Raw genomic sequence first — 14,761 nt, 5'->3', positions numbered from 1 at the left:
AACGGCGGTGAATAAGCGTAAGGTGTTTCCCTCTGATCAGGCAGCATTCAAAGTGGTGTACTTAGCAACCCAGCAGGCATCCAAAAAGTGGTCGATGCCGATCCGTAACTGGACGTCTGCCCTTAATCGCTTTATGATTATGTTTGATGATCGCATTAGTAAGCATTTAATCTAAATGGCAGTTACACAGAATCTGGGATGGGCTCTATTTTTTATACCCATTATTTAGTCCGATGTCTTGATTCCAACTTTTAAATAATAAATGGTTTCGATGATGAACCGCATTTCTTAGCAGGATTAATAGTGCTGTATCTCCATGAGAAAAATAATCAAAACCGTCTTGTGTAACATCGTATAAACTATGAAATGCTTCTAGCTTTGCCTCGAAAGCGCAATCCAAATTGTTGATAGCTTCCTCACCATCAACTAATTTTAATTTGTGGAACCTCATATGAGCCTCTCCATAGAGTCGCATAGAGTTCGCTAATTTGCTTAATGCTTAATTTCCATTTAAATCCTTAGTAAACTAAAATTACTTAGCCGTACTTCTAAATTAACACACCGATATTTTACGGTGACTAGTTTTTCATCATGAGTCTATGTAAACATCCCTCAAATAACTCCGAACACATGGGCTTTCTAGATTTTTTCATCTTCGCTTATGCTCTGTTCTACAGGCAATATTGGGAATTGAGTCGGCAGGACTAATAATAGTATTTAGTTTTACACGATCCTTTAATTTTTTTTGTGCTAAAAAAGCAAAAGATTTACCTGTTCGCTCAGCTTCCAGCTGTATTTGATATATCTCTTCACTAGAAATTGGGTTATCTCTTGCATCTATCATCGTCGAAAAATGATAAGTAGCTTCCTCTTCATTATCTGAACGACACGTATGCTCAAGTATATCGTCAAAATCGACACTTACAGCATCTTGCATGCCTGAGCCAATGGCCCCAAAATCATGTTTAAACCAGTCGCTTTGTTCCATAGTATTTTTTAATACGAATAGATCTTGATCAGTGAATGGGACATGAAATTCGTTGAAGTTGATGAATTGCCTACCATCAATTCTCATTTGAAAATGATAATGAGGGTAGTCAATTGAGGTTCCTATGTGTCCTTCAAAATCATTCTTAGAATAGTCAAACGTCCATTCAATGTTTTTCCACTTAACTGTATATGACAGAATCTTCCTATCTGACCTTTCTTCTTCAAGATCATTAATATTCGAAATTAAACGCTCTTGATTTGCGCACCATCTAATAAATGCAGCGATACTCCCATAGCCGTATTTTTCGTAGATTTTTGGGAAGTCTTTTTTCTTAAACTTGCATTGTCGTAGTAACCAATGTAGACATGGATCATCTTTGCTGATAGTTTTGAAGGGCTTATTACATAGATAGCAAATATCCTTTTTATAACCAACCTTAAAAGCCTGCGCTTGCCTTTGATGTTCTTCATCATTCAAACGATTTATCTCTTCTATTTTCTCAGAAGACATCTTTTCAAAAACGTTTCTATATTTTTCAGTATCATGCTTCATAAGACTTACCTTTGATATTTAATTATATACTGTCAAATCACTACTCGTCTCATCCAGCACTTCGATCAGTGATGTGAGTTTATTACTAGTAATGTTATACCCAAAGCGATACACCTCCTGAGAAAGTAACTCCTGTTGTTTCCATGTGATAATATCTTGATCAATACCATCCACTTTTTCAAGCAGCGCATATAATGAGACCTTTTCAGATATGGAGTTGGTGGATAACAATAGGTTTTTGATTGTCGATCTCAATTCCTTATCATCTCTAGCTCTTTGTAAAAGAAGTGGATAAAAGAACTTATGGCTATAAAGAGCTTCGTTATAATTATCAAATAAGCCCTCTAAAAATCTTAGGATATTATTAGTATCTCCAAACATGAATCTAATGGTATATGCCAAATCAGCGGTTACTCGTGTCTGATTTTTATATAAATCATTGACAAGATCTTTTAGTAATTGATGGCTAGGCCAGCCATGACATAATGCCATTACCCTACCCGGGTTCTTACGAACGCTTTCTACCTCACTTACTAAGTTATGCACCTCTTCATCATCGCTAAATAATTCTCCAAGCAGTTTTCCGCATTTGAGAGCAGTTACTTCATCTTTATTATCAATATTTTTGATAAGTATTTTTTTTAACTCACTAGAGTTGGATGACGTTCTAATTGAAAAATCAATCAGATTGATGTTATTGATATCTTCTGCCTTATTTATATAGTCAATAATATGAGGTGTGCTAGGTGAGTCTTTATCTGAATGCTTTGCTATAAACCCCCATAAATTCTGGTCACTTTCGTCTTTTCTTCTGAACATTGAGATTCTGTTCAAATCGTTATTTAAGACGTTGATAATATAGTCAAAATTCTCAATTAAAAATTTAACGATAATACTACTATATCTATAGTGATCAAATAACTGAATTTTAGGACTTGCTAGCCTATCCTCTATAGCCTTATCAGCATAATACGAACTAGGGTCTTCTAGTGTGAAATACTCCTCTAACTTACCTAGTTTTAAATAACCGCCAAAAGCAATCTGCCTTTGTACTTCATGATTTTCCCCTGAATAAAAAATCAGACTATTACACCTTTCTAGAATAACACTAGGAGCGGTTTCTTTTAAATGGTCGAAATTAGCAAAGGCTGATGCCATCCTGATTTGTAGGTTCTGCTCATCCATAAAAAGACTTAATTGTTCGATCACTTGTGTGTTATTCAAGAAGTATCTATGATTCAACTCTTCTATGAGCTTCAACCTAAGATTGTCTGCTATAGGGAGAGAAGTAGACATTACCTTTTCAAACTCTTGAATCAAGTCTGGATAATAATGAATAACAACAGCAGGAATTTTAAATAAATTATTCTTTGCCAATAGCTTAAGCTGTTCATGCTCATGAAAACTACCTATTAAAACCTGTAAGGCTTCATAATAGTTTCCCCATTGTTTATCTAGCAAGGGCAACTCACTCTCTATAAATCTATCAAGAATATTTTGCTCGAAATAATCTTTGTCTAGCTCGATAAGTGCGGGTAATGCTCTACTACGTTGGCGTAATCTTCTATCAAATAGAATATCCTCCAATATACTGACTCCCTCCTCTTTATCATTCAAAAATACTTGGCTAACATAGCTAGCAGAATAATCTCTACGTTTGCTATCACTTCGAAAATACGCCTTAAGCTCATCTTTCACGTTCTCATCATCTGACCAACCAGATGTCAATGCCATAAGTTGCCAATGTGAGAAGCTTGAATCAGCTAATTGCTTAAGTAGATATTGCTTATTTGCTTCTGTTCTTCCTACTAAACAGGCATATGTTGTTTCCACAACATCATGTCTATCTATTTTCTGCAACCAATTCTCAATAACAGGAATGAGTCTTATATTATCTTTAAAATTTTCTGCGATAATTTTCCACTGGTTGCTAGAATGAATGATTGAGAAAGGATATTCTTCATTTTCTAGTTGATAAATAATCCTATCAACAACTTCCTCCTTTTTATTAAAACAATTAAATAAGATAGACCATGCAAGCTCATGTTTTATGATTGTATCAGGTACACTTTTCTCAAGTGATTCTATTGAATGCTGATAAAGCTTTTCGCAACTACTCCACCCTGCTATCAGAGTCTGCTCTACCTCATAATCAAGCGTATAACTAATATCTTTTTGTTTAGTTATGAGTTCATCTAGATCATCTGTCGTATGGATACGCATGTGTACTTTTAATTTGATAATAAATAATACTATTTCAGGATGTTCTGAACGGTCATACCTCTTAACTATATCTTCTTTAATAGTTTCATTCACATCGTCAGAAATGAGGCTGTTTATGAGATAGCCGATAATCTCAGGATTATAACAACTTTTTAAGAGCTCAATAACCTTATTAAATATCCATGTATCATTGATGCTTTTTTTAGCTTGATTGGATGCTTCAATTTTCTGCTGACGATTACCATTAATAATAGACTTAACAATGAACTGCCTTATACTATGGGTGAGTTCATCAGCGGATAAATATTCTAGTGCTTGCAGACGCTGATCGCTAAAGTTATATTTATTTGGGAAATACTTGAATAAATACGCCAGAACTTTTTCATTAACTCTAGGGTTATAAAGCGCACTTAGCAGTACGTTCCATAAAGCTTCTTTTTTACTAGGATGCGTTTCGTACTCAAACTCCTCAATTAATTCTTTTAAATAACGATCTGTAATTGCTATAGGTGCATTATTTAGCGTTAGCCCTAATGAATAGGTGAATAATTTGGTATAACCACCAAGACCTTTACTCTTTTGCTCTACAATAGAGAGGTAATCTTCAAAATCTTGGCTTTTACGCATTTTTATCAACCCAAAAAAGAAGAGAATTACTTGATTCCATTGTGGGTCATCAGCGTATTTTTCAAGCATTTCTTCAATAAGAGGTGGATAAGAGTCTATTAAAAATTTAGCTGTCATAAACTCTTGAAATTGACGATGTATAAATGCAACCTCATCAGGAGATTTTTCAACGAGAATACCGATATGATTAGCACCAATATTTAAAATATCTTGACTAGCCTTTCTGGCTTTAGCCTTCTCATAGCCCATATCCTTTTGCAAAAAATCTTTAATAATGTCACAAGCATCCTCTTTTAAGATGATGCCATCATGGTAGTCTTGATGAACATGCTTTGCCAAAACTGTATAGATCTCGATTATATCGAAGTCGTATTCACTCTCATCATAGATATTAGCCGATGTCCGTCTTCTTTCAGGGTGATCTGTGATTAAGTATTCGGTAATTTTACTTAGGAGTTCTATTTTATTTTTTGGTAAAGTAATTCTGCCAAATCTGTGAGAAACTAAGATGCTAAGCAACAATGGGTTACTTGATAATTGCAACAAATCCTTAGATTGCTGTAATTCTAATAAAAACTGATTAGTTTCAGTTTCAACGAGGTTTATATCATTCCTTCCTTGATCCTCTATCCATTTTTGATACCAATAGTTTATAAACTGCTTCTGTTGAGCAATTGAGAACTCTGCTATGGTTTGAACCTTGATTCCTTGGAAGGAGTCCTTTTGTATTCGATATCCATAGGGTCTACTTGAATAGACTATAGTTGTATTTTGAATAGCAGATTGTATTTCAATTTTAGAAATTGCTAGTTTTGCTACTTTTGCGTTTGTCCATTCATCAACACCATCTACGACTAGTAGAAGCCTTTCATCATTTAATGCGTCATTCATTAGCTCGAAAAGTGCTTCTTGCCCAATGCTTTTAAGCCATAACCTTAGTAACTCAGCTAGGTTTAAATCTTCGTTCTCATTCAATTTTTTAGTAATAAAAGCAAAAGGTAGCCAAACAGGTAGTAAGCCACCCCACTGCTTGGCAGTATTCAATAGCTTTGGCTCTTCAGTCAGTAAGTCTAAAACTAAATAGCGTAATAAAGTGCTTTTCCCCGAACCTGGTTCACCTAATATCATTAACCTATCAGATGTCGCCAAATTATTATCTAGGTTTAACCTAACTTCACTTTCATACTCTACAAATGATAAGCCTTTTGGTTCTACTTGTTGGCTATCTTTATCGCGGAACTCACTAGCCTCATGCTTTGGTTTTTCGGCATCTTTAATTCGGTGATATTGGTGAGTGGTTCGTTTTTCAATAAAATCAGGCACAATAAACCTGTCTTGAATGCTTATAGTATGATTGCCAAACTTACTTGCAGGTATACTCGGGTCATACTTTTGAAAAATAGTAGCGTATACGTTAAAGAGCTGCTTTCTATAGTTGGCGATTTGGACTGCGTCTAACCTCCTCTCCTTACTGATATTATTTAGGAAGTCTTCTCCATTGAACGCTTTAACCCATTCCCTTCCGAAGAAATCATACACAATTTGCGGATGCTCTTTCAAAATAGAGGATATCTGTATCTTATCCCATTTGATAAAAGCAATACCATGCGCACTAAGATCGTTCTTCAATTTTAGGAATTTGTCTTGTACTTGAGTCTTCTCAAGTGTACAACTTGTACAGAAGATAAACTCATTACTTTTAGAAAACCACTTCCCTTCTTGAAAAATCTTTACTGCTTCCTCAAGGTCAATCTCAGCAATAGTTTGGTATCGTTTACATTGATATGATGCATATTTAGCACCTTTATAACCAAAAATATCAATTCCATGTTGCTTCTGGCCTTTAATACCATATACTTCACAGTTGCTTTTTCCGTGATCTGCTTGAGCTAACCTTAGGCATAATCTCTCAAAATCTTCCCACTTCAGCTGATCAATTGGCAAAACATCTATTTTATTTTTTATAGGTGGATTGACTCTGGAGCTTGAGGGGGTATAAAGATATGAAGGGTTGAGTGTCATGCTTTAGTTCCATCTAAGTGTTTTCTAGGGTTTCAGTATGATTAACAGCTAATCTACTATAATTATGCGTTAGTTCCTAGTAACGACAAATATGTAAAAAAACTTTGAAAAATAAAGACAGACCTGGTCTTAAAAAATAAGATCTGCTGTAGATAAGGATTTAACTCTTAGATATAGTTATAAACTTAATCAAACTAGAAATAGCTTTTTTGAAGTAAGCTTGATTGCAGTTAAACATTAGTCTATTTTGCTCCTTGACCTGTTCAAGTTACAATAGAGTTTACACTCAAGGACATCATTTAGAGGTAAGCAACATCGCTAGATACAGATATTTAAGGCTAATAGTTGTAGAGTAACCCCTTATAAGAATAGTTTAGTGTTTTACAGTAAAAATTTGATTTTAGTCTGCCATTTTTTATCCCGCTATATTTTATTCATACTTGTTTTATTTAGAGAATCTATTAATGAGTGACGTTTTATCACTATCCCAGTTAGAGCAATACCTTTCAAAAGCTGCTTGGATCCTAAAAGGTCCCGTCGACGCTTCAGACTTCAAAGTGTATATATTTCCCCTTCTATTTTTCAAGCGTATCTCCGACGTTTATGACGAAGAATATAAACAGGCTCTAGAAGAGTCTGACGGTGATACTGAATACGCATCCATGCCAGAAATGCACCGCTTTGAAATACCACAAGGCTGCCACTGGAACGATGTACGTGAAACAACCACTAACGTAGGTCAAGCAATAGAACAAGCCTTACGCGGCATTGAGCAAGCCAATCAGGACTTTTTATATGGTATCTTTGGTGATGCTCAGTGGAGTAACAAAAACAAGCTGCCAGATAAGCTACTGATTGATCTAATTGAGCATTTCTCACAGTATCGTTTAGGTCATGAAAATGCCAATCCAGATATGCTAGGTAATGCCTATGAGTACCTGATCAAGCACTTTGCTGACTTAACCAATAAAAAAGCAGGTGAATTTTATACACCGCGATCAGTAGTACATTTGCTAGGGCTTATTCTCGATCCGCACGAAGGAGAGTCTGTCTATGATCCTGCCTGTGGGACCGGAGGTATGTTATTAGAGTGTGTCGATAACCTAAAACATAACGGTGAAGACTTTCGTACGCTTAAACTCTACGGCCAAGAAAGAAATCTAACATCCAGTGCTATTGCGCGTATGAATATGTTTTTACACGGGATAGAAGATTTTGAAATTCTGCGTGGTGATACCTTACGTGAGCCTGCCTTTTTCCAAGCCGATGGTTTAAAAACCTTTGATTGTGTCATAGCCAATCCGCCATTCTCATTAAAAGATTGGGGCGCGGATAACTGGGCTAATGATCCCTATGGACGCAATATCGCTGGCGTGCCACCTAAAGGTAATGGCGACATGGCTTGGGTACAGCATATGGTTAAATCCATGAACAGTACAGGCCGTATGACCGTGGTATTGCCTCATGGTGCCCTATTTCGTAAAGGTGCCGAGGGTAAAATTCGTCAAGCCTTGCTAGAGCAAGATATTTTAGAAGCCGTCATAGGCTTAGGTCCTAATGTATTCTACGGCACACAGTTAGCCGCTTGTGTCATGGTCTTTAAACAGAACAAAGATGCTAATAAAAAAGGAAACGTTCTATTTATTGATGCCTCTGAACAAATACGTGTGGGCCGTGCCCAAAACCACCTAGAACCAGAGCATGTTCAGCAAATATACCAATGGTATAGCGATTACCAGGATGTTGAGAACTACGCCAAGGTCGCCAGTTTCGAAAATTTAAAAGAAAACGATTTTAATCTCAATATTCCACTCTATGTAGAAAAAATCATAGAAGACAACCTACCCACTGTTGAAGAAGCTGTGGCAGACTTAAAAGAAGCTTGGCAAGCCAGCCTTGAAGCTGAAGAGAAGTTTAAAACTGTTTTAGCGAGGTTCTTATAATGAAAGAACTTCAAACGTTAGAAGATGTTTTTAATAAAAAACTATTTCGCATCCCTGATTACCAACGTGGTTATGCATGGGGCAAAAAACAGCTTGTAGAATTTTGGGAAGATTTAATTAGCTTAGATGCCCGCCGTTCACATTACACAGGTGTTTTATCTATTAAAGAAGTTCCCGAAGAAACGAGTTCAAAGTGGAATGACGAGTTATGGCTTCTAAAGAGATTTACGCCTTACTTTGTTGTTGATGGTCAACAACGATTAACTACCGTATCGATTTTCTTGCAATGTTTAGTTGAGGCGGTCAAATCCCACCCAAGTAATCAAAATATAGCAGAAGACGATATATTTCTTGGTGACGATACGTTATCTGAAGTCATTAAGAATTACATAGTAATCACTGAACCGAAACACCGCATTACCAAATCCTATAAATTTGGCTACGAAGCAAACAACCCATCATTTGAGTTTTTACGTTATCGAATATTTAATGAAGAAAGCCCAGGAACATTAACAGAAACTTTTTACACGCTTAACTTAGAGAACGCAAAATTATTCTTTGCTGAAAATATCAGCAAGTATGTGGAAAGTCACGGCATAGAAGCTGTTTCCAGTATCTACGAAAAGTTAACCCAACGATTTCTATTTAACGTTTATGAAATTGATGACAATTTTGATGTGTTTGTCGCATTTGAAACAATGAATAATCGTGGTAAAAGGCTTTCAGATTTAGAGCTACTAAAAAACCGTTTAATTTACCTTACAACCTTGTATACCCCTGAAGAAGTTAAAGAAGATGTAAAAGAAACTATCCGTAAAAGAATTAACGATACTTGGGGCGAAATATACAACCAACTTGGGCGCAATAAGCAAGCGCCACTAAACGATGATGATTTCCTTCGTGCGCATTGGGTCATGTATTTTAAATACAGTCGTGTTAAAGGTAATGACTATATTCGATTCTTATTAGATGATTTTTTCTCACCTAAAAGTGTATTTGAAAAGCTTGAAGTATCAACGAAACAGATCAATAGCGTTGAAGAATTAACTGATGATGCCGATATCGAATTAGAAGAAGATGGTTCTTTTGATGAGTTAGAAGCAGAAGTTACTCAAAAAGCTAAGCTCACGATAAAAGAGATCAGTGACTACGTAGATAGCTTAAAGTCAGCGGCTAAATATTGGTATGCGGCTTTCTTTCCAAGCACTTCAGAAGAATTAACAACTCAAGAAAAAATAATGATGGATAAAATAAATCGAGTTAAAATCGGCTATTTTCGTCCATTAATTATGGCCTTGTTCTTAAAAACAGAAAAAGGTGATCCACAAAGACTTAAACTACTAAACGCAATTGAACGATTCATATTTATTACTTTTAGATTATGCCGAGCACAATCAAATTATCGTAGTAGTTCATATTATCGTTTAGCTAGAACACTTTATACATCAGAAAATGTTGCTGAAACGTTAACAAATATCAATAACGAACTCGCTCAAGACTTAACTTGGACATTAGAAGAAAATGGCGAATTTAAAACCAGTTACTTTGAAACGTTTATTAATAAAAAATTTGGTCCAAGAGGTGAAGGCTTTTACGCTTGGAGTGATTTAAGCTATTTCTTATTTGAATATGAAGAAGAGTTAAAGAAATCTCGCGGTGTGGCTAAGTTTGATTGGAAGAATTTTATCACTCATGAAAAAGATAAAATCTCTATCGAACATATATATCCACAAACACCAAAAAGTGACTATTGGCTAAAGCGTTTCGAACACTATACTGATGAACAAAAACGCCATCTTAAAGGTTCACTAGGTAATCTGTTACCACTTTCATTAGGTGTAAATATTAGTCTTCAAAATGATGACTTTCCAGATAAGAAAAACACTAAAAAAGATCAAAACGGTAAAGTTATCCGTAATGGTTATGTAAATGGCTCTTACTCTGAATTAGAAGTTGCTGAATTAGGTAAAGATGACGAGTGGACTCCTGAAAGAATAAAAGAGCGCGGCTTAATTTTATTAAAATTCATGGAGTCTCGCTGGCAGCTTAATATGGGCGATGAAAGTAAAAAATTAGCATTACTTCATTTATCTTTTTTAGATGAATCATCTGCTTTTAGCGCAGCCGAAGAAAGTGCATTAGAAGAGGAACCATCAATATGATGACCCAACAAGAACTAGAAAAATATCTCTGGGGTGCAGCCACTACCTTACGCGGCACTATTGATGCCGGCGACTACAAGCAGTATATCTTTCCTTTACTATTCTTTAAGCGTATCTCAGATGTGTACGATGAAGAGTTTGAAAAAGCATTGGCTGAATCAGACGGAGATATGGAGTACGCAGCCTTTGCAGAAAACCACCATTTCCAAATTCCAGAAGGTGCGCGCTGGCAAGACGTTCGTGAAGTTACAGTCAATATCGGTCAAGCACTGCAAGGCGCTATGCGCGCCATTGAGCAAGCCAATCCTGATACTTTACAAGGTATTTTTGGTGATGCTAGCTGGACTAACAAAGAGCGCCTATCCGATGCCATGCTCACCAACCTTATTGAGCATTACTCGCAGCATACGCTTAATTTAGCCAATGTGCCTGACGACAAACTGGGCAACGCCTACGAATACCTCATCAAAGAATTCGCTGATGATAGCGGTCATACGGCGGCAGAGTTCTATACCAACCGTACCGTGGTAAAGCTAATGACCATGATAATGGACCCACAACCGGGTGAATCAGTGTATGACCCTACTTGTGGCTCTGGCGGCCTATTGCTGAATTGTGCGCTGCATTTAAAAGATGAAGGCAAAGAGTACCGCACGCTAAAACTTTACGGCCAAGAGATTAACCTACTTACCTCAGCCATTGCCCGCATGAATATGTTTATGCATGGCATTGAAGAGTTTGAGATCGTGCGTGGCGATACCTTAGCCAGTCCAGGCTTAATAGAAAACGGTGAACTGAAAAAGTTTAATGTAATTCTTGCTAACCCACCCTACTCGATTAAATCTTGGGATAGAAAAGCTTTTGAAAACGATCCTTACGGCAGAAATTTATGGGGTACACCGCCGCAAGGCTGTGCCGATTATGCATTCCAACAGCACATTCAAAAAAGTCTAGATTTAGGTAATGGCCGTTCTATTTCATTGTGGCCGCACGGTATTTTGTTTCGTGATGCTGAAATGCAGATGCGCCGCAAAATGATTGAAGAAGACTTGGTAGAGTGTGTCATTGGTCTAGGGCCTAACCTGTTCTATAACTCACCGATGGAAGCTTGCCTGCTGATTACTAAGACTAAAAAAGAGAAAAGTAAGCAAGGCAAAATACTTATAATCAACGCCGTCAAAGAAGTGCGGCAGGATAAGAATATTGCCTTTTTAGAAGACAATCATATTGAACGCATTTATAACGCTTATACCACGTACAAAGATGAAGCAGGCTTCTGTAAAGTGGTTAGCATTGAGGACGTCCTAAAGCATAATGCCAGCCTAAATATGGCTTTATATGTTAGTAATGTTGATAGTAGTGAAGAACAAATAAGCCTCGACGACGCTTTAACCAACTGGACTCAATCCTCCAAGCAGTTAAAAGCCAGTATGGAACAACTATTTAAGGAGCTAGGTTAATCATGGCAACCGAAAAAATTGACCTAAACAATTTAGATAAGTCAGACTGGAAAACCTATCGCTTTGATGAGATTGCACAAAACATTTCAGAGCGTGTCAATCCTAACAATACCGATTTAGAAGTGTATATTGGCCTGGAGCATATTGACTCAGAATCCCTGCATATTAAGCGCCATGGTACGCCTGATGATGTAAATGGTATTAAACTGAAGTTCTATAAAGACGATATCATTTTTGGTCGTCGCCGTGCCTATCAGCGTAAAGCAGGTATAGCGACTTGTGATGGGTTCTGCTCAGCACATGCGCTTGTTCTAAGAGCAAACCCAGATGTCATTGACCCAGCGTTATTTCCTTTCTTTATGCACTCTGATTTATTTATGAATAGAGCTGTAGATATTTCGGTGGGTTCACTGTCACCAACTATTAACTGGGGAACTTTGAAGCATCAAGAGTTTTTGATTCCACCAAGAAGTTTGCAAGGTATTACTGCCAAACTACTGTGGTCTGGTGATTCTGCTATCAAAGCTGATAAAAAATCCAATGACAAGCTGGAGGTTTTTTTAGAGTCCGAAATAGAGTCTAAGATTCACGGTGAAAAAATATGTGGCCGTACAATTAATAAAGTAATTGAAAGCCTAAAAGAGCGAAAACCTGTTACCCCTCTGCAAATGCTGGGTACTGTACTGAAAGGAAGAGGTATTCCTAAAGCAGATGTAATAAAGAATGGTATTCCTTGTGTTCGGTATGGTGAGCTCTATACCAAACATCACCGACTAATTAGAGAGTTTCATTCTTCAGTTTCTAAAGAGTCTGCTGAGAGCGCAGTAAAGTTAGTAAAAAACGATGTACTTTTTGCAGGGTCAGGAGAAACAATCGCTGAGATTGGTAAATCTGCTGCTTTTATTGGTGATCATGATGCTTATGCTGGGAGTGATATTCTAATCTTTCGTTCGAAAAACATGGACGGAGTATACCTTGGTTATTTAATGAACTCTCAACTTGTTAGACAGCAGTTAAATAAGCTAGGTACTGGTGCTACGGTTATGCATGTTTATGGGGGTGATATTAATAGCATTAAAGTTCCTGACATATCTAGACAAGAACAAGAGGATATCGGCATCTATTTAGAAAGTATAGCGGGCCGGATAGCTGAAGTTAATGAGAGGTTAGAGCGCCTACAAACACTACAAAAACAAATTATTAACCAGGTGTTCTAGCCATGAGCTTCACTGAATTAAATAGCGTAGAGCATTACATCATCAATCAAATGAGTGGCGTTAACTTAAACACTGCTCATGAGAGCAGCCAAGTTAACGAGCCCCGCAGTCAGTATGGTGCCCAGTGGCAGTTCCAATCCGCTGAACAGCTTGGTCGTAGTGTGAATGAAGTTTTGGTTGAGCCGCAAGTAAAAGCGGCTCTGTTGCGCTTAAACCCTGAGATTCAAGCAAACCCTGCATTGGCTGATGAAGTTATCCATGCCCTGCGTGCTATTCTAATTTCGGTGAACCAAGTAGGTTTGGTCAAAGCCAATGAAGAGTTTTTCCAGTGGTTAACGGGCGAAAAGACCATGCCTTTTGGTGAGAATAATCACCATGTGTCTATTCGCCTAATCGACTTTGATAACCTAGATAATAACCAATACGTCATTACCAACCAGTTTCGTATTCATTATAGAGAAACTAAAATCCCCGACATCGTTATGATGATTAACGGTATTCCTGTCGTCGTTGGTGAAGCAAAAACCCCTATTCGGCCCTCTGTCAGCTGGCTAGACGGCGCGCATGAAATACATAATGTTTATGAAAACGCTGTACCACAGTTATTTGTGCCTAATATCCTATCCTTTGCTACTGAAGGCAAAGAGTTCTTTTATGGCTCTGTACGCTGTCCACTAGAGTTTTGGGCACCTTGGCGTTTAAGTAATGATGACGATGCTATCGCTAGAAGCTTTGGTTTAGGTGGAGTTGGTAAAGAGTTAAAAGATCTGCTTAACCCTGTACGCTTATTAGATATCATGCGTAACTTCTCATTGTTCAGCAGTAATAAGAAAAAACAGCGCATGAAAATAATACCGCGTTTTCAGCAGTATGAAGGCGCGAATAAAATCGTTGAACGTGTGGTTGAAGGTAAAATCAAAAAGGGCCTAATCTGGCATTTCCAAGGCTCAGGCAAATCCTTACTAATGGTGTTTGCTGCTCAAAAACTGCGCCGTGAAGCCAAATTAAAAAGTCCAACCGTGATCGTGCTGGTAGATAGAACTGACTTAGATACACAGATAAGCGGCATCTTTAACGCGGCCGACATCGCTAACGTAGAAAGCACTGAAAGCATTAGAGAATTGCAGCAGATGCTTGAGCGCGATACCCGTAAAATTATCGTTTCTACCATTCATAAGTTCCGTGATGCTAAGCCTAATATGAATACTCGCGATAACATTATCGTACTAGTAGATGAGGCCCACCGTACACAGGAGGGTGATTTAGGACGTCAGATGCGCGCTGCGTTACCTAACGCATTTCTCTTTGGATTAACCGGTACGCCCGTCAATAAAGCGGATAAGAATACCTTCTGGGCATTCGGTGCCGAGGAAGATCAAGGCGGTTATATGAGTCGCTACACCTTCCATGATTCCATCCGTGATGAAGCCACACTACCCTTGCATTTTGAGCCACGCTTGGTTGATGTGCATATTGATAAAGAATCGCTCGATAAAGCCTTTGCTGACTTTAAAGAAAGCCAAGCCCTGAGTGATGAAGACGCCGATGCACTCAATAAAAAGTC

7 protein-coding genes and 1 pseudogene are annotated in these 14,761 nt (G+C 37.5%); 6 read left to right on the top strand and 2 right to left on the bottom strand.

Annotated elements, in window-relative coordinates; all coding sequences use genetic code 11:
• Positions 1–175: pseudogene (locus ACT3SX_RS09685) on the top strand (IS256 family transposase); the annotation flags it as partial.
• A gap of 474 nt (positions 176–649) precedes the next feature.
• Here the strand turns inward: ACT3SX_RS09685 and ACT3SX_RS09680 are convergent.
• Together ACT3SX_RS09680 and ACT3SX_RS09675 are read right to left on the bottom strand one after the other, a co-directional pair.
• Positions 650–1,543, bottom strand: coding sequence for a hypothetical protein (locus ACT3SX_RS09680; protein ID WP_444761715.1), 894 nt, complete (start codon positions 1,541–1,543; stop codon positions 650–652).
• A gap of 18 nt (positions 1,544–1,561) precedes the next feature.
• Positions 1,562–6,415 carry an NACHT domain-containing protein gene (locus ACT3SX_RS09675; protein WP_093071344.1) on the bottom strand — a complete coding sequence of 1,618 codons (4,854 nt, stop codon included), beginning with the start codon at positions 6,413–6,415 and terminating at the stop codon, positions 1,562–1,564.
• A gap of 464 nt (positions 6,416–6,879) precedes the next feature.
• On the opposite strand from ACT3SX_RS09675, the gene ACT3SX_RS09670 reads away from it, so the two are divergent.
• The 5 genes from ACT3SX_RS09670 to ACT3SX_RS09650 form a co-directional block, all read left to right on the top strand.
• Entirely contained in the window at positions 6,880–8,358 is a 1,479-nt protein-coding gene (locus ACT3SX_RS09670) for an N-6 DNA methylase (protein ID WP_444761714.1), read from the top strand.
• Positions 8,358–10,520 carry a DUF262 domain-containing protein gene (locus ACT3SX_RS09665; protein WP_305935663.1) on the top strand — a complete coding sequence of 721 codons (2,163 nt, stop codon included), beginning with the start codon at positions 8,358–8,360 and terminating at the stop codon, positions 10,518–10,520. The genes ACT3SX_RS09670 and ACT3SX_RS09665 overlap by 1 nt, the downstream gene beginning before the upstream one ends.
• Positions 10,517–11,980, top strand: a complete 1,464-nt coding sequence (locus ACT3SX_RS09660) for a type I restriction-modification system subunit M (RefSeq protein ID WP_444761713.1) — start codon at positions 10,517–10,519, stop codon at positions 11,978–11,980. The genes ACT3SX_RS09665 and ACT3SX_RS09660 overlap by 4 nt, the downstream gene beginning before the upstream one ends.
• A gap of 2 nt (positions 11,981–11,982) precedes the next feature.
• Complete coding sequence (locus ACT3SX_RS09655) at positions 11,983–13,197, top strand: hypothetical protein (protein ID WP_444761712.1); 1,215 nt, start codon at positions 11,983–11,985, stop codon at positions 13,195–13,197.
• A 2-nt stretch (positions 13,198–13,199) separates the two neighbouring features.
• A partial coding sequence (locus ACT3SX_RS09650) for a type I restriction endonuclease subunit R (protein ID WP_444761711.1) occupies positions 13,200–14,761 on the top strand: 1,562 nt, incomplete at its 3' end.

This window comes from Psychrobacter sp. AOP31-B2-9, from assembly GCF_052378005.1.
Lineage (GTDB): Bacteria > Pseudomonadota > Gammaproteobacteria > Pseudomonadales > Moraxellaceae > Psychrobacter.
Note: the sequence above shows the minus strand (reverse complement) of the source record. Positions and strands in the feature narration are given on the sequence as shown.

Bases quoted from the DNA above. Each gene is read 5' to 3' on its own strand.
- ACT3SX_RS09680 (WP_444761715.1), bottom strand. From the start codon at position 1,543: ATGAAGCATGATACTGAAAAATATAGAAACGTTTTTGAAAAGATGTCT.
- ACT3SX_RS09675 (WP_093071344.1), bottom strand. From the start codon at position 6,415: ATGACACTCAACCCTTCATATCTTTATACCCCCTCAAGCTCCAGAGTC.
- ACT3SX_RS09670 (WP_444761714.1), top strand. From the start codon at position 6,880: ATGAGTGACGTTTTATCACTATCCCAGTTAGAGCAATACCTTTCAAAA.
- ACT3SX_RS09665 (WP_305935663.1), top strand. From the start codon at position 8,358: ATGAAAGAACTTCAAACGTTAGAAGATGTTTTTAATAAAAAACTATTT.
- ACT3SX_RS09660 (WP_444761713.1), top strand. From the start codon at position 10,517: ATGATGACCCAACAAGAACTAGAAAAATATCTCTGGGGTGCAGCCACT.
- ACT3SX_RS09655 (WP_444761712.1), top strand. From the start codon at position 11,983: ATGGCAACCGAAAAAATTGACCTAAACAATTTAGATAAGTCAGACTGG.